The 18,931-nt window shown below is 50.6% G+C and carries 21 protein-coding genes; 2 read left to right on the forward strand and 19 right to left on the reverse strand.

Annotated features, from left to right (window positions below; all coding sequences use genetic code 11):
• The first annotated feature begins 7 nt into the window (after positions 1 to 7).
• Positions 8 to 2,290, forward strand: a complete 2,283-nt coding sequence (pflB, locus tag GFB57_RS19435; RefSeq protein ID WP_003035753.1) for a formate C-acetyltransferase — start codon at positions 8 to 10, stop codon at positions 2,288 to 2,290.
• A 486-nt stretch (positions 2,291 to 2,776) separates the two neighbouring features.
• Positions 2,777 to 4,015 (forward strand): acyltransferase, encoded by a 1,239-nt coding sequence (locus GFB57_RS19440; RefSeq protein WP_153983835.1) that lies wholly within the window; start codon positions 2,777 to 2,779, stop codon positions 4,013 to 4,015.
• 1,137 nt (positions 4,016 to 5,152) lie between these two features.
• Here GFB57_RS19440 and GFB57_RS19445 read toward each other — a convergent pair.
• The 19 genes from GFB57_RS19445 to GFB57_RS19535 are packed head-to-tail and all read right to left on the reverse strand — an operon-like array spanning position 5,153 to position 18,906.
• A complete protein-coding gene (locus GFB57_RS19445; RefSeq protein WP_290366874.1) occupies positions 5,153 to 6,850 on the reverse strand; it encodes a hypothetical protein in 1,698 nt (565 codons plus the stop codon).
• Entirely contained in the window at positions 6,850 to 7,359 is a 510-nt protein-coding gene (locus GFB57_RS19450) for a hypothetical protein (RefSeq protein ID WP_290366976.1), read from the reverse strand. The genes GFB57_RS19445 and GFB57_RS19450 overlap by 1 nt, the downstream gene beginning before the upstream one ends.
• Before the next feature lie 46 nt (positions 7,360 to 7,405).
• Entirely contained in the window at positions 7,406 to 8,104 is a 699-nt protein-coding gene (locus GFB57_RS19455; RefSeq protein ID WP_290366875.1) for a hypothetical protein, read from the reverse strand.
• Between the two features lie 31 nt (positions 8,105 to 8,135).
• The gene (locus GFB57_RS19460) at positions 8,136 to 8,516 is read right to left on the reverse strand and encodes a tail fiber assembly protein (RefSeq protein WP_290366876.1); all 381 of its coding nucleotides are present in this window, start codon (positions 8,514 to 8,516) and stop codon (positions 8,136 to 8,138) included.
• Between the two features lie 8 nt (positions 8,517 to 8,524).
• Positions 8,525 to 10,174: a phage tail protein gene (locus GFB57_RS19465; RefSeq protein ID WP_290366877.1), complete on the reverse strand. Its 1,650-nt coding sequence runs from the start codon at positions 10,172 to 10,174 to the stop codon at positions 8,525 to 8,527.
• Between the two features lie 20 nt (positions 10,175 to 10,194).
• Positions 10,195 to 10,728 (reverse strand): phage tail protein, encoded by a 534-nt coding sequence (locus GFB57_RS19470; protein ID WP_048231759.1) that lies wholly within the window; start codon positions 10,726 to 10,728, stop codon positions 10,195 to 10,197.
• Positions 10,721 to 11,905, reverse strand: a complete 1,185-nt coding sequence (locus tag GFB57_RS19475; RefSeq protein WP_290366977.1) for a baseplate J/gp47 family protein — start codon at positions 11,903 to 11,905, stop codon at positions 10,721 to 10,723. Before GFB57_RS19475 ends, GFB57_RS19470 begins: the two co-directional genes overlap by 8 nt.
• On the reverse strand, positions 11,883 to 12,227 hold the full coding sequence (locus tag GFB57_RS19480; RefSeq protein WP_048231761.1) for a DUF2590 family protein: 345 nt from the start codon (positions 12,225 to 12,227) through the stop codon (positions 11,883 to 11,885). Before GFB57_RS19480 ends, GFB57_RS19475 begins: the two co-directional genes overlap by 23 nt.
• Entirely contained in the window at positions 12,224 to 14,143 is a 1,920-nt protein-coding gene (locus GFB57_RS19485; protein WP_290366878.1) for a phage tail tape measure protein, read from the reverse strand. The genes GFB57_RS19480 and GFB57_RS19485 overlap by 4 nt, the downstream gene beginning before the upstream one ends.
• Positions 14,140 to 14,280 carry a hypothetical protein gene (locus GFB57_RS19490; RefSeq protein WP_171847541.1) on the reverse strand — a complete coding sequence of 47 codons (141 nt, stop codon included), beginning with the start codon at positions 14,278 to 14,280 and terminating at the stop codon, positions 14,140 to 14,142. Before GFB57_RS19490 ends, GFB57_RS19485 begins: the two co-directional genes overlap by 4 nt.
• Positions 14,281 to 14,330: 50 nt before the next feature.
• Positions 14,331 to 14,600, reverse strand: coding sequence for a putative phage tail assembly chaperone (locus tag GFB57_RS19495; protein WP_290366879.1), 270 nt, complete (start codon positions 14,598 to 14,600; stop codon positions 14,331 to 14,333).
• Positions 14,593 to 14,775 carry a hypothetical protein gene (locus tag GFB57_RS19500; RefSeq protein WP_290366880.1) on the reverse strand — a complete coding sequence of 61 codons (183 nt, stop codon included), beginning with the start codon at positions 14,773 to 14,775 and terminating at the stop codon, positions 14,593 to 14,595. The genes GFB57_RS19495 and GFB57_RS19500 overlap by 8 nt, the downstream gene beginning before the upstream one ends.
• On the reverse strand, positions 14,702 to 15,079 hold the full coding sequence (locus tag GFB57_RS19505; RefSeq protein ID WP_290366881.1) for a hypothetical protein: 378 nt from the start codon (positions 15,077 to 15,079) through the stop codon (positions 14,702 to 14,704). Before GFB57_RS19505 ends, GFB57_RS19500 begins: the two co-directional genes overlap by 74 nt.
• Positions 15,076 to 15,585: a lysozyme gene (locus GFB57_RS19510; protein WP_290366882.1), complete on the reverse strand. Its 510-nt coding sequence runs from the start codon at positions 15,583 to 15,585 to the stop codon at positions 15,076 to 15,078. Before GFB57_RS19510 ends, GFB57_RS19505 begins: the two co-directional genes overlap by 4 nt.
• Positions 15,569 to 15,778: an HP1 family phage holin gene (locus tag GFB57_RS19515; protein WP_290366883.1), complete on the reverse strand. Its 210-nt coding sequence runs from the start codon at positions 15,776 to 15,778 to the stop codon at positions 15,569 to 15,571. The genes GFB57_RS19510 and GFB57_RS19515 overlap by 17 nt, the downstream gene beginning before the upstream one ends.
• Positions 15,779 to 15,792: 14 nt before the next feature.
• Positions 15,793 to 16,251 carry a phage protein gene (locus GFB57_RS19520; RefSeq protein WP_048231771.1) on the reverse strand — a complete coding sequence of 153 codons (459 nt, stop codon included), beginning with the start codon at positions 16,249 to 16,251 and terminating at the stop codon, positions 15,793 to 15,795.
• Positions 16,251 to 17,774: a DUF2586 family protein gene (locus GFB57_RS19525; RefSeq protein ID WP_290366884.1), complete on the reverse strand. Its 1,524-nt coding sequence runs from the start codon at positions 17,772 to 17,774 to the stop codon at positions 16,251 to 16,253. Before GFB57_RS19525 ends, GFB57_RS19520 begins: the two co-directional genes overlap by 1 nt.
• Before the next feature lie 2 nt (positions 17,775 to 17,776).
• Complete coding sequence (locus GFB57_RS19530) at positions 17,777 to 18,484, reverse strand: phage virion morphogenesis protein (protein ID WP_290366885.1); 708 nt, start codon at positions 18,482 to 18,484, stop codon at positions 17,777 to 17,779.
• The gene (locus tag GFB57_RS19535; protein WP_319886309.1) at positions 18,457 to 18,906 is read right to left on the reverse strand and encodes a phage tail protein; all 450 of its coding nucleotides are present in this window, start codon (positions 18,904 to 18,906) and stop codon (positions 18,457 to 18,459) included. Before GFB57_RS19535 ends, GFB57_RS19530 begins: the two co-directional genes overlap by 28 nt.
• Positions 18,907 to 18,931 lie beyond the last annotated feature (25 nt).

Here is an 18,931-nt window from a genome sequence, read left to right on the forward strand (position 1 = left end):
GTGTTACATGTCCGAGCTTAATGAAAAGTTAGCCACAGCCTGGGAAGGTTTTACCAAAGGTGACTGGCAGAATGAAGTAAACGTACGTGACTTCATTCAGAAAAACTACACTCCATATGAGGGTGACGAGTCCTTCCTGGCTGGCGCAACTGATGCGACCACTGCACTGTGGGACAGCGTGATGGAAGGCGTTAAACAGGAAAACCGCACTCACGCGCCTGTTGACTTTGACACCTCCGTTGCTTCTACCATCACTTCTCACGACGCTGGCTACATCAACAAAGCGCTCGAGAAGATTGTTGGTCTGCAGACTGAAGCTCCGCTGAAACGTGCGATCATTCCGTTTGGCGGCATCAAAATGGTTGAAGGTTCCTGCAAAGCGTACAATCGCGAACTGGACCCGATGCTGAAAAAAATCTTCACCGAATACCGCAAAACCCACAACCAGGGCGTATTCGATGTTTACACCAAAGACATTCTGAACTGCCGTAAATCCGGTGTTCTGACTGGTCTGCCAGATGCTTATGGCCGTGGCCGTATCATCGGTGACTACCGTCGCGTTGCGCTGTACGGTATCGACTACCTGATGAAAGACAAATACGCTCAGTTCGTCTCTCTGCAGTCCGATCTGGAAAACGGCGTAAACCTGGAAGCAACTATCCGTCTGCGTGAAGAAATCGCTGAACAGCACCGCGCTCTGGGTCAGATCAAAGAAATGGCTGCTAAATATGGCTGCGATATCTCTGGTCCGGCTACCAACGCTCAGGAAGCTATCCAGTGGACTTACTTCGGCTACCTGGCCGCAGTTAAATCTCAGAACGGTGCAGCAATGTCCTTCGGTCGCGTATCCACCTTCCTGGATGCTTACATCGAACGTGACCTGAAAGCAGGCAAAATCACCGAGCAAGACGCACAGGAAATGATCGACCACCTGGTCATGAAACTGCGTATGGTTCGCTTCCTGCGTACTCCTGAATATGATGAACTGTTCTCCGGTGACCCGATTTGGGCAACTGAATCAATCGGTGGTATGGGCGTTGATGGCCGTACTCTGGTTACCAAAAACAGCTTCCGCTTCCTGAACACCCTGTACACTATGGGTCCTTCTCCGGAGCCGAACATCACTGTTCTGTGGTCTGAAAAACTGCCTCTGAACTTCAAGAAATTCGCCGCTAAAGTGTCCATCGACACCTCTTCTCTGCAGTACGAGAACGATGACCTGATGCGTCCGGACTTCAACAACGACGACTACGCTATCGCTTGCTGCGTAAGCCCGATGGTTGTTGGTAAACAAATGCAGTTCTTCGGTGCGCGTGCAAACCTGGCGAAAACCATGCTGTACGCAATCAACGGTGGCGTTGATGAAAAACTGAAAATGCAGGTTGGTCCTAAATCTGAACCGATCAAAGGCGACGTTCTGAACTTCGACGAAGTTATGGACCGCATGGATCACTTCATGGATTGGCTGGCTAAACAGTACGTCACTGCACTGAACGTTATCCACTACATGCACGACAAGTACAGCTACGAAGCCTCTCTGATGGCGCTGCACGACCGTGACGTTATCCGCACCATGGCGTGTGGTATCGCTGGTCTGTCCGTTGCTGCTGACTCCCTGTCTGCAATCAAATATGCGAAAGTTAAACCGATTCGTGACGAAGACGGTCTGGCTATCGACTTCGAAATCGAAGGCGAATACCCGCAGTTTGGTAACAACGACTCTCGCGTTGATGACATGGCGGTTGACCTGGTAGAACGTTTCATGAAGAAAATTCAGAAACTGACTACTTATCGTAACGCTATCCCGACTCAGTCTGTTCTGACCATCACCTCTAACGTGGTTTATGGTAAGAAAACTGGTAACACCCCAGATGGTCGTCGTGCTGGCGCGCCGTTCGGACCGGGTGCTAACCCGATGCACGGCCGTGACCAGAAAGGTGCTGTTGCCTCTCTGACCTCCGTTGCTAAACTGCCGTTTGCTTACGCTAAAGATGGTATCTCTTACACCTTCTCTATCGTTCCGAACGCTCTGGGTAAAGACGACGAAGTTCGTAAGACCAACCTGGCAGGTCTGATGGATGGTTACTTCCACCACGAAGCGTCCATCGAAGGTGGTCAGCACCTGAACGTGAACGTCATGAACCGTGAAATGCTGTTGGATGCGATGGAACATCCGGAAAAATATCCGCAGCTGACCATCCGCGTTTCTGGCTACGCAGTACGTTTTAACTCCCTGACTAAAGAACAGCAGCAGGACGTTATTACTCGTACCTTCACTCAGACTATGTAATTGGTTTTGACTGAAATCGTACTTTAAAAAGCGTACAATAAAGGCTCCACGTAAGTGGGGCCTTTTTAATAGCCTGCTTTGTCAGCCATCTATACTTATGGATAGCAGCCAAAACAGACTCGACACAGTTAATAACTGTGCACTAACACTGGCCCCGGATGGGCCACACCTGGAGAAACACCGCAATGTCAGTTATTGGTGACTTTTTCTAGAGGGTAACACAATGAAATAAAAGGATTTATTTCAGACAGCGTCCATATGTTGACCACATTAACTACTAAGTCCCTTTAGATAGGGACTTTTCTTTTACTGAAACATCTTCCCTACATGTTTGCATCTTACTTATAGAAAAACATCCCAGCGATTAAAAAAACAACTATCAACTATACTTTTTCAAATTAAATTTTGCATGTTCTTGCTTCGAGAACCATAGAAAAACGAATAACCAATGGTATAATCGCTGCCATTTTCAATAAATGATATTACATGATGACAACTGTAAACCTCAGCATTACAAGCATAGTCCTTTCTATCGGAGTTTCTTACTTAGTATATTTTATATTGGGGAAAATACCTAAAATATCGTCAGCAATGAATAATGATGGGTTAGGGAAATATATTTATCTCGACTCTATCAGAGGAATAGCAGCTACACTTGTTTTCATTCATCACTCGATAATGATATATAATTTTTACTACACAGGTCAATATGGACCAAATGGTGCTTTTAGTTACGAATCGCAGTCAATAAGAAATATTTATACATATTTCGGACAAGCATCTGTAATGATATTCTTTATGATTACTGGCTTTCTTTTTTTCGGTAAGCTATTAAATGCCGACAATAATTTCAACATTAAAAAATTCTATGAATCAAGAATAAGACGCCTTGTCCCCGCAGCTTTATCTGGATTTGTTTTACTTTTTATTGTAGCACTACTCCTTACAAAAAAAGAATCCTCACTGCCCTTTTTAAAATTATTAATAGGATGGCTGTCATTTGGTTTTATCTCGCTACCAAACATTAATAATTCAATACCAGGTTGGGTTCTTAATGCCGGAGTTTTCTGGACATTGGCCATTGAGTGGAAATTCTATTTCCTACTCCCATTTATGTCTTATTTCATTCACGGAAAAAAAACTGCCATTTCGTTTTTAATCGGCTCATTCGTCTTAATCACTCTGCTTCATAAAATCAATCAGATTGATAAACATGACGTTGTTGTTTATTCTTGCTTCTTGTTCGGACTTCTTGCCGCATTAATTACCAGAATCAATTCAGCACTTCTAAATATAATTTTACCGAAAAGAATAACCGCGTTAGCCGTTATAGCGTTATTGATAATCATTTTCAAAAAACATGATAATGCTTACAACTTATCGGTAGCTGTCGCAATATTTGCTTTCTTTTTGATTGTAATCTTTAATAATTCTATATTTGGTATACTTAAATCAAAAACTCTTTCGTATGCTGGAAAAGGCAGTTATAGTATATACATTTTACACGCTCCTATTCTTAATTTGGTTTGTGGCATTATAATACCCGGAAAATCATACTATGTCAGCCTTGTACTATCTGCATGTTTACTTGGGTTAATAAGCTTTTTAAATTACGTATGCGTTGAACGTGTTTTCATGAAGAAAAACACATTATCTAGTAGTGAAGTAGAAAAAAAGTCAAACATATCTGTGCAACTTAGTGATGTTAAAAGTATCAAACAATAGAATAAACTGATCGTTTTATAAGAAAAGCTCTTTATATCTTACCAAACTGCCCCATATATACGGGGCAGTTTTATGCATTCAAAATCATCAGCAATCATGACCACTCCCCCCCTTCCGATTGTTCAGATAAAACCACCTAATCGCAAACTATCGTAATCTACCGCATAAAGATGAAATGTTAATACTCGGATCTATCCCCTTCCCCCATTCTGGATCGCGCGTCGGAAAAACCACACAACCACACAACCCTATCCAAAACACATCTAACCAATTGAATAATCGCTGAAATATTTGTGTGGTTTATACCCTCACAGACCCACACAAAAACCCACACAGAAAATAATATTCATATATATCAGAACATTAAAAATCACAGTTGTGTGGTTCCGAAACCCACACATTGTGTGGCTTTTGTGTGGCTTTTGTGTGGTTTATAAGAATCAATATTTATTATATATATCATATAGATAACTATACTTTTTAAGAGTTGTGTGGTTTGTGTGGTTTTTCCGACGCTCCCCCGTGACTTTTGAAAATCATCACCATGGTCGTTTTTTGTGCTGATTTGTTGGTGTTAATGTTGGTATAAATGTTTAAGTATTGTATCGCCCGCTAATAACTGTATCCCGTCACTGGCAGTGAAGATGATTTCAGTTACACACCTGACCGTAACCCCGCGCCATTGCTAGCCTCGCTGTATTTTTTGTTGGCTCTGTTCCGAAATCGGCATTACGTAAAAAGTCACGTAATCCGTGATGAACCCGCGCTGCATCTGACGTTAACCATTTCGAGGTTCCCTACGATATGGTCTGCCAACTGAAATTCACTGAAATCATTTGCACAGCGTGCAATTGTTGTTTTTCGCCATGCCCTCAGTGCTGGCGCGGTCTGACGGGGTGAATTGCACAAAATCCCAATTGCAAAAAATTCTCAACACGAAAAGCGCAGGCGGGTGCGGTGTAGCGCGGTTTCCGTGACGTTTCCGCTTCCGCCGTAAATCGCCGCCAGATTTCGTCAGCGCCTCGCTGTGACGTTGTGGTGTATGCAGGTGGGTCAATGGGTACAGGTGGATGAGCGCTGTTCTGCGTGGCGTACAGGCGTAAAAAAGCCCGCGTTCAGCGGGCTAAGGGTGACAAGTCAGGCGATGATTCCCTGATACTTTGTTCGTGTGTCCCCGGCTTTCGTGGCCGTGCCGGTGAATGACGTTGCGTTGGTTGGCGTGCCAGTAGATGGATGAGTGTGCGAGGCGCATGCGGTGGCCAGTTCTTTCACCAGGTCAATTGTCTCAAGTAGCATCTGCAGGGCGTTAACGTTCTCACTCCCGATATGAACGGTCGGCCCCATGACCTGTTGACCTGCAGCGGCTACCGATTTGCGCAGACCTGCAATCTTCTCTGTCAGTGCAGCGGCTTCCGTATTGATATTCCCGGTCACCTTCACTGACTGGTTACCACCAATTTCGGTTGTAGCGTTTTGCCCCACGTGCGCCACGTAATTGGCCTGGGTACCAATCGCATAATCACCGGTGCTGGCCTGCTGAATGGCACCGGCCAGCAACTTAGCCGGCCCCATAACCTTAGTCGTATCTGCCGCATGGATGGTGGTATCGCGCTGCGTAATTGTTCGCTGTTCGGTATCAGCTTTCACCTCACGGTGCATAGAGGTTTCAGCAATAGTCTGGTCTGTCGTACGCTGCATGTGCCCTTCCACTGTCACACGGCTGGACACACCTTCGCGCTGCTGCTGCAGCTGCTCGCCGGGCTTGACATCCGGCAGACTCGTACCGTCTGGCAGGGTCTGCCGAATAAAGGGTTTATCTGGTCGCCCGTCCATAAATGCCACTTCAACCACGGTACCAACTGGCGGGAACTGAAACTGGCCACTGTCGTGACCGGCCATCGGTACCGGAACGGGTACCGCTTTATACACCGGTGTATCTGGTACCGGATTACCGTCTGCGTCCTGCAGCTGCAGATCAACGGCATAGCGCGGTCGGAACTCGTTGGCAATATTACCGCTGCTTACGGGTTCACTGTGTGCGATAACCACTGCACGACGTGGTACATGCAGACCGCCTGCCAGCTCTGGGAAAGCCTTCTCCATCTGGCGTTGTATAAGCGGCTTACTGACGGGCTTGCCGCCGGCATCGAGCGGTGTCCAGGTCAGCAACATATCATCGTTCATCAGCCTGACCATGGTGATACGCTGACCGTTCACCATCGCCCCGGGACGTAATGTCGGTACCATGGGGATTGTCGTACTGTCACCGGCTGCGGTAGCCTGGTTAAACTCCGCGGGAATTACTACCGGCTTTCCGGCCAGCAGACTGTGAGCATAACTGCCAGTGAACATATTGCCGTCCGGTAACTGATACCAGACATAATCAGGAATACTGAATGCGCGGCCAAGGCTGGCCAGTAATTGCCAGCCGGTACCTGCATGCGTGAAATGAGCTATAGGTTTGTCGGTATACCCGGCCCCAGTGGGGAGCGTGAACGTCAGCCCGGAGTGACTGCCCAGCCAGTCAGTGATAATACGCAGTGTGGGATGCTGAAATGAACAGGGAACCTGTCTGTCCAGCGTTCCGACAAGCTCCCGCACAAACAGCTTTACGCTGCCGTTCTCAGCTGGTTGCGACCGTTCCACATAACCAGTAAACCAGCGGTACATCATTTCGGGATAACCGATATCGAGGCGCACCAGTTTGCCGGTGTAATCCTCTGCCGTGACGGCCGTGATGAAACCACGCCCGCCGGATGACAGTTCCAGGACAAGGTTGCTGTCCACCAGGGGGATTTCTTCTCCTGAGAGATACAGACGTTTAATGGGTCGCATCAGTCCACCACCTTTCCGAGCGCATCATTGATAGGTTTTAGCACATGCCCTTCAAGCCATGTCAGCTGCTGTTCTGATTCCTTTGAATTACCAGATGCTCCACCTGATCCGGTTTGTTTTGCTGCTGCAGAGCCATTACGCACGTCATTACGTGCCTGGCGTTTCTCAGGTACGCTGTGTTTTTCACGTAACGTAAACTGAACAGCCCACGCCATTTTCCCGTCCTGCTCTGCCGCCTCAAGCTTGCCGGCAAAGACCACCTGACGAATGCCCACAACATTGGCCGTCAGGTTAGCCACACGCCATGTTTTCATCGCCCCCCCACCCGTTGTTGTGCTGGCTATCGTGGCAAGTCGAGTAAGCGTCTTATCTTCCGCAAAAGGGATCAGACCGCTTACCTGCAGTTCTTTGGCCTTAATCCCCTGCTCTGCATGTGTGGTGCTGGACGTCTGGCCGCTCTGGTCTTTGTCCTGATACTGCATACCGAGCGTGATGCGCAGATTCTTCATGATGATGGCCTCGCCATCGAGCGCGAGAATGATATTAGAGTATGAGTTAGCCAATCATTGCCTCCAGTGCGCTGAGATCACTTCCTGTGAACAGAATAGCTGCAGTATGTACTGCGTCCGGATGGGGAATATTTTTTACCAGCTCAACTGCTGTCGTCATCACTGGTCCTTTCATATTGAAAAACCAGGCTGGCGCTGATTTTTTCTGTAAGTCCATTAATCCCTGACTGATGCTGGCCAGCGCACTGGCTCTTTCACTGGCAAAACTGGTTAGCATGGAGGCTATATCGCTGATACCAGCACTGGCTGCTGCTTCAGCCTGTGCTGCCTGAGTACGCAGCGCATTTAATGCTGCTCGCGTTGTATCCGTTGCCACCGTTACTGACGCAGGAAGCGCGGCTGTCACATCTGGCAGTTGCATTTTCACCTGTTCAAGTTCGCCAAATGACTGAGCCAGCCGGCGCACCTGTTTAAGTTCCGGCATTGGCAGAACAGACGACACCGAATCAAGTGATGAAAGCAGCTCATCATGGGTGTTTTCACACACCATCATGACGATGTTATGGGTACCAGCTCCGCTTTCGAGCAATTTTTTTCCCAGATACTGAATGGCATTAAGAGGGCTAAGGTAACCCCCGGTACTATTGTGCTGACCAAGTTCGGGGATCCAGGCATGAACAGGGATGACAGAGCATGATAATTGCTCCAATACTGCTGGTAGCTTAATCGTTGATTTTGTCCACATATAGCGTTCATCCTTTTGCTATAACAAAATCTTATGCAGATTCGACGCCAAGAGAAATGACACCGTTACTATATTGCCATTTACCGTCAGCCTGAGCGTTCTCAGGAATGGAACTCGCCGAAAATTCTACGACAGAACAATCAAACGGCCATAATCCAGAGATATCTGTTGTAATGGCAGTAACAATCCCCATAGCGTTGTATTGTATTTTTACTGTATCGGTACTGAATTCATTTTGCGTCAGATACCAGTCCTCGCCGTCTGCCGATTGTAAAAACTGAATCCCTCCAAATATCCGGTTGTCAATATCGTTCTGAGTTTCCTGCTCTGGATAAAAATGACCAACCAGCTCCAAAAACCGGTCACCATCAGGTTGATAGCTGGTGAAATTTTTATAATGTTTCAGTTTCATTTTGTGCCTTATAGTTGATTTATTGTCGCCCATGAGCCATTGATATTCACCTGTAACGGTCGATATCCAATATATGTCTCTGATGATGAGCCGCCACCGACATCGAGACCTGTCATTACACATCCTGTAGGAACCGCTATATAACTCTCATTGCTGCCATATCTTGACTCTTGCCCGAGTCGGGTCTGGCGCTGATATTTCGCGTCACATTCGGCTTTTGTATAAGCGTTGATATCACCTGGAGTTGGCAGATTCCCTGTCGTGATTATTGTTCCGCCGACTGAAGGAAATACTATGTGAATCTGATCAGCATTTGATGAACCATCACCACGTCGGAAATATACGTAAAAATTACCCTTATTTTGTTCGATACCAACTGTTTTCCCCACGGTGTTATCGTCGAGAGAGTCATCAGTAAGCAATATGTTGGGATATAAGCCCTTTCGACGCAGAATTCCTGTAACATCCCCCCCTGTTTTCTGCAATGCGCCGTTGATACGTGAATCATCTCCGGCCGCCACCGTTCCTGCCGTTGTTCCTGTGTTTTTAGTCGCAGAATTTCCCAGGCCAAGATTAGTTCTGGCTCCTGGTGCATCCGTGGCACCCGTGCCGCCCATGTTCAGCGCCAGCGCGATATTTTTCTTCATAACGTTGTCATAGACATACCAGGATGTGTCATCAAGAATCAGACGCATATTGGGATTGCCACCAGTCTGAACAAAACGATCCAAAGAGATATTTTTTCTTACCTGAGACTTATCAGATATATCTGCTAAGTTATTCTCTTTACGAAGATAATCATCGCTGGCCTGCTGTTGTGACAATGAACCTTTTGGACGCAAATCCGTAACTGTTCCATCAGCATTAATTTCTGCTACAGCAAAAACGTAATGCGAGACGTCATTTTTTACATAATCACTCAGGGTATCTGCGACTGTCGCTGATGTTCGTACCTGCCAGACACTGGTCAACGTGCCAGTAAAACAAGCGTCTACCCAAACTTTCGTCGGTTTAGTTGTGACAGTCAGAGCCTGATCCGCAGTAATAGAGACACGTAAGCCAGCAACATAACCAACACCGGCAGTGACGCTGTAATTATTTCCGCTACGTTTGACCAGAAAACCATCCCCCAGAAAAGCCCCCTGGCCGTATATGTCTACGTTCTCCAGTCGTACCCGCTCATCCATCCCGGCAAGACGCGCCGTGAAATCAATCTGCCATGTTGCAGCCGGTGTGGTTATTTGCGTTTCTTTCTTAGCTCCGACATATTCCATCAGGAACGAGCGAGTCAGGACGTTACCCTGCACACCGGAGGCGTTAGCCACTTTGTGTTGCACCGGCGCATGCACAATCATAGCCAGGGTGTTTGATGCCTTGTTGACCAGACCTACCCAGTTAAAATCGAAATCACCCACGGCAGTCCCGAGGGTAACGGAATACACCACGGCGTTTTCGTTCACCACCCCGGTCAGCGTAACATCGGCACGATGCACAATCTGCGCCGCTGGCGGGATGGCCTCAGCCGGATCAATCGGTGAGGTGATGTCGAGATTCGGCACATTGGCAAAAATAAAACTATCCAGCACTACGGCAGCACCAGATGCTGCCTGCTGGGCCTTAAGCTGTTCAAACGCTGTAGTAATGACTGTCTGTGACATAATTTCTTCCCTGAATTACATTATTTTGAGGCGGTATAAACCACATAATCGCCGGTGTACCAACCCGCCCGAATATCTAGCGTATTGATGGTGATCACCTCGTAGTCATAACGCCTGCAGGTACGTCCGTACTGCCGGATAATTTCCCGCAGCAACTCACCGTTAGACGCTATCTGCCCGTCGCTGACACGGATGGTGATCACATCCCAGTCTTTACCCGTCTGGCGCTCGAGCAGCTCGACATACCCGATGCCGAGACGATGAAAAATGGCAATGAACCCCTCAACACTTCCCGCGTCTCGGGCATTCACCCATGCGAACGCCACACGTTTACGATACAAATCCAGTGGTTCACCGTTAAACCGGGTGATATCGCGTTCCCACGCCAGCAAATTCAGGATCGCAAGTGGGCATATCAGCGGATCAAACTGCTTTGCAGGCCATATCAGCCAGTCATATAGCTGTGACCAGAATTTTTTGCAGGCGGCCAGCAATTTAGCCAGTTCACCTTTGTTCATCCAGAAAGGCAGCTTCAGCTGCGAGAAATCAGGCATTGGCAAGACTCACTGTCAGAGTTTTCAGACGAGGAACGGCGAGATCACTGCTAATATCTGTGAGAGAAAACACCACCGAATCGACATACTGAAACTGTTCATGCAGCTCGCGTCCCAGCTGCGAAAAGGAAAAACGACTGTAAGGCCAGGTCTTAACGACGTCATAGTCTGTATTTTCCCGGAACGCGCAGCGAATAAGGTTTATTACTCCTGTTTTCAGTGTTGCCTGTTCATCACTTGTCAGATTAGTCAGATTCACAACATACACTGTCGCGGTTAGATCATGCTGGGTTTCCGGCATGGCCATACACTGCAAATCATCACCGTGACCATGGTGGCCTTGAGTGGTAATAAAATCGTTAACGGCTGTCAGAAACGGTTGTGAAGCCTGCCCACTATCCAACAAAAGATAGGCGTTCGCTGTTCCAGCACCACGTGGGGCATCGTGTTTGAAAAAGATGCGATCCACAGAAAGACCAGCTACGCCAGCAATCATCGAACGATAAACCGCATCGGTATGGTAATTGCCCACCAGATTGAACTGGTTGCGGCAGCGTTCCCGCAGTTCATCATCGGACTCATCATCCCCACCAGGTGTCGTCAGCCAGTCGTCTTCATTTGCTACACTGGCAATACCCGTAACAGCTACTGGCAGAATACGATAATACCCGGGAGCAAGATTCCAGGCGGCTCCGGCTCCGGTTGCCTGCACCGGGATCAGAGCCGATACGGTACCTGCAGGGATGGCTGTATCGACTGTCACTGACAGCTGATAGAGAGTGCCGTTAATACGCTCGGTCTGAACTATCGTGCCTGCCGGTACGGTAACCACCTGTGCTGCTGAGGCTTTGGTAAAGCGAATAACGCCCAGGGCCGCACTGGCAGGTTTTGGGGTGATATTCAGACCCCAGGCCAGAAGACGCAATAATTGACCGCTGGCGGTCGCAACAAACATATTGCGCATAACAACGTTAATCAGTGCACTAATGATCCACATCACCGGTGTCGTGATAAGTGCAGTAATCAGACGCCAGAACGGCGACATGCGCGAGGTGTTTGTTATCATGCCCTCTGCCGTGACAATCCGGTTAAACTCGGCACGAACAGCATCTTCAGTGACCGGCATTCCCGCATCCTGCAGGACTTTCTGAAAATCAGGCTTCGGCATTTCCATAATCAATTCCCTGTGAAAGTGGTCCGAAATCGTAGGTATCTGCAGTGATAAACAACCGTGTGGCGCTTTCCTCTGTGACTACTGCAGTCCCCGGAACGATGCGCTCATCGTCTTCAACAAGCAAAATCATCTGGGTGAAAATATCACTACGCAGCGTCGGGCTGCGCTCGGCAATCAGCGCGGTGGCAAGACCGCTTTCCATTATGGCGTGAACCAGATCCTGCCCAATGCTGTAACGGTTATTACACAGCATCGGTTCATTACCCCCGTTCAGAACAATATCCCCGCCAGTAATCAACAGATCGACGTAAAGCGGCTCACTCATCCCTGTGTCTCCTGCCATTCCCGCATCTGGCCTGGAGTCGGCATCTGTTGCACCTGTATAGTCGTGCTGCCATACGTTCTGCGCTGATCAATGGTGGTCTGACCGCCACTGATCGCGCCTGAGGCGAGAACACCATTGCGCCCTACGCCTTGAGTGGTACCACCAGTCAGTAAATCCGGGCCAACAGCCGGCGCTGCCGGTAATGCGCTGCCGGCATCGATACTGATACCCGGGATCATGTTGAGTTTGTCGATAATCCATGACCAGGTATTGCTGAACATCACTTTCACGCTGTCCCATAACCCGGAGAACAGCTCACCGATGCCAGATACGACGCCCTGAATGGCCGCCATCGGTGAAACCGCCGAAAAATAATCACAGATACCCTGCCAGCCTTCCGCAATAGACTGCCAGCCAGCGGAAAACGCAGCAGTAACGCTGTCCCAGTGCGTAACCAGCAAATAGGCCCCAACGCCCAGCGCCACAATGGCAGCAATCACAGCCAGAACCGGCCAAAGCAGCAGGTTTGTCGCAATACCGGCTGCACCTGTGGCGATGCTGTAGGCAAGCATTGCGCCACGGATGAATACCAGAGTTGCCTGAAACACCGTCATGGCTCCACGACAGAGCCAGAGAGCTGCAGTAAAAAGTTTCACCGGCAGCGTGATAACTATCCAGGCGGCACGAAAGGCGATCATCATCAGCCTACCGACACCCAGCATAATATTGAGTGTGGCACCGGCCGCTGCAGCGCCAAGAATGGCCATAACCACCAGACCGATAGATTTAGTGATATGCGGAAACAATTCCTGCCAGCGCATAAACTGTTTGCCGGTGTCGGCCACACCGTTAAGCAGCGGATAAATGGTCGGTAACAACGTGCTGCCTATGACGATTCGGATCGCGTCCATATAGGCCGTCAGACGTTCCCACGGGTCAACCATGTTTTTGGCCATATTGACGGCATAGTCCAGACCTTTGGTATTGCCGATAGCGTCAATATTTCCTTTCAGCGTATCGGTGTTATTGATGAGCAACTTAATCATGGCCACTGCTTCATCAGAGCCGAATGCTTTCTTGATGAGATCGGAATCGGTCACCTTGCTGAGGTTGCCGTATTTACCACGAATAAGATCCAGAATTTCCGGGGTACTCTTCATCTTGCCGCTGGCATCAGTAAACGCCAGCCCCAGCGCTTTCTGTGCACCACCAACACCGGCGAGAAACGCTTTGTACTTGGTGCCCGCTTCTGATCCCGACATAGTGGACTGCAGTTGGCCAAGAATGGCGAACTGCTCAGACACCCCGGCACCTGAAGATGTCGCAGACGCACCGAGTGCGGTAAACGCGCCAGCCATCTCGTTACCGGACGTTTTAAACATCTTCACCGCAATAGCCGTTTTACCGGCGATATCTTCCACCCATTTGGCATTTCCCATTTCAGCGGCATCTTTACTGAAAATGCCGTACATGGTGCCCATATAGGAAGTGATCGTGCCGGCATCCGCTTTCGTGGCTTTTGCCAGCACGTTTGAAGCATTGGTGAACGCAGCCAGGTCGTTACCAGCAAGACCAGAGATGGCCGACTGGATATCGTAAGAGGATTTAACAAAGTCGGTGGCGCTGCCGCCGTATTCAATAGAGAAGTTCATCGCTGCGTCACGCAGCGAGTTGAGCGCGTTCTCGGCGGTACCGAGGCTTCGGACTTCCCCGAGGGCCATATTCATCTCATGCGCCGGCTCGAGTACAGCCTTGATGCCCATCCCGACACCAAACAACCCTGCGCCACCGACTGCAATATTGGAAAAAGCCTGACGGGAAGAGCCTGCAAAGCCCTTAACCCCGGCCTCTGCCTGTTTCAGCGGCCGGGTGATTTTGTCAATCAGTGAGAGGGTAAAATCGAGTTGTGCGCTCATTTGTCACCGTTCAGTGCCAGCGCGATACCGCCTGCGACGGCCTTGCGCATGTTCTCCCAGTGACGGTTATCCAGCCAGATGGCCGCAGCAATGCTGTCAGGATCGTCGCCGTCCGCTGGCAACCAGTGGCGGCGCAATATCAGGTACTGCGCCAGCCCGTTATCATCGATAGCCCGAACCCGGGCCGTCAGTTTTTTACTTCGATCTCCAGCTCAGGCACGAACTGTTCGTTCACCTTCGCCGCCAGTTGCAGGGGCACTCCCGGCTTTTGCAGCAACTTGTCCAGAGCCTCTTTGCACTCGGTGGTGACAATGCGGCGCAGGTAGTTATGGGATGGTGCCACTTTGTTATCCGGCATCAGCTCGTTGATATACTTGTTGTAGGCTGGCGTCGTTGGTTCAAACTTCAGCTCAGTACCGCTGACAACCAGGGTGATCACGTTATTTTCTTTACTCATTTTTCGCTTTCCTTCGCAAAAGAATTTCATTAACAAGAGAATTATGCCGAGCTGCACAAACAGGGTAGATGTCCTGATAGCGCAATAAAGCAGTAGCCAAATCATGACCCGTTGTCCCCTGCAGTCGTGGCAGATTTTCGGGACACTGTGTCAGCAGGTTTTCCTGATAGGGCACGTTCGGCCGCACTGGCGGCGTTGTTGTACATCCTGACAAAATCAGGAGTGACGCAGACATTAGTAAACACGGGTTTAACAATTTCGGTGCGGATTTCCACAGGTGTGGCATTTTTCAGTCCCTCGAGTTTTTGCTCCAGTTGCCAGGCTGAATCGGCAGACACCGCCACCAGGTCATCACGCAGCTGTTCTCCGGTGGCTTTGGCCGCCTGATTGATGGCCAACTGAACCGAATCCTGATACCAGCCCCGGGCTAACCAGCCGGCGCAAAACCCCAGAGTCAGGGTCAAGAAGATCGTTTTCATTGTGCCCCCTTCATGCAATATATCCGTTCCCGCTGCCGGCGATTATCCAGTCCGTCACTGCGTACCCCGTTAATGAATACCCAGCGCGGCAGTTGATCACAGGCTTGATACCATTGATGGCGTTTCAGGTACGAGACCATTGTTGACCGGCAGACCGCACCGGTTCCCACGTTGAACGAGAAACTGACCAGCGCGTCATAAACCGGCTGCGGCATGCTGACTGGCACACAGACTGCCAGGCGACGTTCGACAGTCAGCACATCACTCACCAGATCCGCTGCTGCCTGCCGCTCGGTGATATCACGCTTCGGTACCACGCCAGCGGTATGCCCGATGCCGGATGTCCAGACACCGGCACTGCACTGATACGGCCGCAGCCGGCACCCCTCCAGATTGGCGATTAATGCCAATCCTTCCGGGGACGTTTTCAACAGGTGAAAATCCGGCATCAGTGCGGCCAGCGCCAGCACTGCGGCCACCGAGCAGGCTTTAACGAGAGATTTCACGGCCCACCTCCGGCCTCAGCCCGTTGTCTCTCAGTAGCAGAAACGTCTTACGGCGGTAGTACCAGTTGACGAACGCCGTGACGGCCACACCGAATACACCAAACCATGTCGCAAATTCCTGCAGCGTCATGCCGCCGAACGCAGCCAGCATGACACTGAGCCAGTACGCGATGAAAGAGGTGACTTTATCCATGTCCATCCTCAGCCTCAGCCAATCAGGTTGCGTACATCGTCACTGGACAGGTACGGCACGCCGTTGATTTTGATGAACTCCGGCGAGGTAACGAAGAATTTCGCCTTGTGCGTCAGCGTTGCGCCACCTTTCGGATCGATATCAAGCAGTGAAGTCACCACCAGTTTGCAGCCGAACGCCTCCACCTTCAGTTCTTCATCACCGGCTTTGGCGTACCACATAGCGTCAAACTCAGGGATAGCTCGCCATGATCCGGCCCGCGCGGCCATCGGTGTGAGCTGGTCTTTCAGCACCCGGGAAGAAAACTCCACCTCACCGTCTGCAGCCACGTCACCGGAGACTGAACCATCCGGCACACCGCGCGTCTGCGCTGCAGCCGTGTTGTCGGTGATATCGAGTGAAATTTTGTCAAAGTGGATCAGTTCGCCGGCAAAGTTGCAGTCAACGGACTGACCGGAAATACGATTCCCCATCAGGCATTACCTCCCTGTAAGCTCAAATCCAGCATTACTGACGCCTTAATGCCTTTCGGGCAGTCATAAGTGCGTACAACAATGTAAACCTCCACCTGCGTTTTGCTGCGCCAGAGGATTTGCACATCACCATCCTGTGGTGGCATGCATTCGCCCGGGAACGTCACGCCCTGAATGCGTACCGTTTTGGACATCTCACGCATAGGCCCCGCAAAATACTGCTGATGCGTTGCAATACTGGTCGGCGTGGAGTTCAGCGCACGATCAGAGATTTTCGGGATGGCCAGCAGGCGAACGCGACGACAGACTTTATCGATAACACGTTTGTTCTCGATGGCCTGAAAATCGCCGCCCTCAACATCAAGCGTGACGCCATCTGCCCAGTAATAGCCATCATAATCCGGGTACCACATCGGTACCGAGAAACGCGCCTTGTTCAGCGCCTGCAATGTGGCAAGCTCCAGCGCGATACCGTCCTTATCCACCGGTAGCTTGCCGGTGCTGTTAAGCCCCACCACAGGACCTGTTTTGACGCGTGACGGACTGTCAGCAATGGTGACTGAACGATTACACAGACGACCGACATACACACCCGGCTCTGCACCAAACAGGCGGGGAATCAGCGTTACGCTACTTTCTGCCACGCCATGCTGGTATGCAGTGGCGCGGGAGAGATAGTCAGCCCAGGTCTCTGTAGGCTGAACACCCTGAACGGAAAGATAGACGTGAACCCAGCGCTGCCATTTCGCATTGATGTCAGCAATCAGACCGCTGGCCAGCGTAATATCTGCCTCACTGGAGATATCGTCACTGACCAGAACACCTTCAACAGAACAGACCGCCTGCGCTGCTTCGGCCGCATTGGCAAACGTGACCGAAGGATCGGACTCATTCAAAATCCACACATAGCCAAACCAGTTATCGCCGGCGTTGCGCATCGCTGCCTGAAGATCCGTTTTCAGCACGCTGTCGCCACTGCCCAACAGCTGATCAAAGTCAGTTTGGGTATTGACCGGGATAACCTTGTTGGCATTGGGAACGGATGCGCCGTCCGTTCCCTGAGCCACTGTCGCGCCGGCAGCAGAAGTCAGTTTCAGCAAAGGACCCAGATCAGTTCCCGATGATGCTGCACTGGTAACGGTAATGGTTGCGGCCGCGCCGGTGGTCAGCGTAGTCACCTGAAATTTGCTGTTGGCATCATCCCATGTAACCGTGGCCAGCGTGCTGAGCTTTGTCTGTAAGGCCGTAGCGACCTGAGCCAGTGTTGTAACCGCAGATAAATCGACAGCAGTAATACTTTTCTCGGTACCATCAATGGTCAGTTTCAAAGCACCGTCACTAACGGCGGTAAATTTGGCAATGGCTTTGTCTGCCGTCGCCAGTGCGCCACCAGTCAGTATCGCTGCAGTAGCCGCTCCACCGGTGGCTTTCAGTGAACCGATGAACAACATCACCCGTTCGATTTCTTTGGTTTCGCCCTGCAGCTGATTAAGCTGATCGACGTCTACAACAGGCCAGGCCATCCTTAACCCCTTATATCCTGTGCATTCACATCCCAGCCGAAACCAATGGCCTGCAGCTGGCGAGCGAGTGCGTTCATAAAATCCGTTTCCCCGATACCCAGAAACTCACGGGCAGGCAGAGTGACGGTCCATGTCTGTTTTGCCGGAGTCCCCTCCAGCTTGCGAATCAACAACCCCGCCTGAGCAGCGCTGACCTTCGACTGAATTTCTTTGTAACCCGGCGTTCGCCAGCGTTTACCGCTGCGCATCTTGAATCCGGCTTTGCGCAGACGCTTTGCCTGTCGCAGTGTTGCCGGTCCTGACTGGCGGCTGCTGCCGGATGACTGACGGGCACTGATTGTCGCCGTCATACCGTTCTGCTGTGCATATCCCACCGTGCCGGCAGGCACTTCGCGTGTGCCGTTGCGGTAGTTTCCCCCGCTCAGATAAAGCCTGACTGCATCAATCTCCGGCATTTCCCGGATGCGGATGAGCTTTGGCAAATTGCGCAGCATCTTGCCTCTGCGCTTTGTTTTACGCGGTGCCCATGCAGCCCCTTCTGGTGACTGCTGATTGCGTACGTTTCGCTTTGCTGCTGCCACCAGACCAAATTTCGCCAGCCGCCACAGCAGACGGCGGCGCTTTGCCGGCGGCAGCTCCAGTGACTTCAGCGCATCACGCAGCGCTTTCAGTTGCGTGGGGTTTAACTCACCTCGGATTGCACCGGCCATGTCCCGTTCCCGCTACCGAAAAAGAGTGTGGCCTGTTCAGCCGTCCAGACCGTCGCATCGGCCAGCTTCCAGCGTTGGCCATCCAGCGGAATAGCACCGTCCGCATCTTCCAGGAGATCGAGAGGTTCAGCCATCTGAGCGGTAACCACCACAATGGCCGTTTCGTTATCGATGATTTCCACATCCAGTTCGGGCAGTTCCCAGTCCACATTGATGGCATCCATCGCCGCAGCCCCGTCGTTCTGGTACCAGGACAGCAGCAGCGCCATAATCAGTTGCGGTGGACAGATACGGTACGGGAAACGCTCCCATGCCAGCGTGGCCGTATACTGCATGATGGCCAGACGATACTGCCCCGCTCCGAGGTCGCGCGCGGCCGGCACGAAACGCACCTCATCCATGAGGCTGTCAAACCCGTCCATGGCGCGTTCCGGCATGTTGCTTCTT

The sequence above is a fragment of the Citrobacter sp. S39 genome (genome assembly GCF_009495675.1).
GTDB classification, from domain to species: domain Bacteria; phylum Pseudomonadota; class Gammaproteobacteria; order Enterobacterales; family Enterobacteriaceae; genus Citrobacter; species Citrobacter freundii.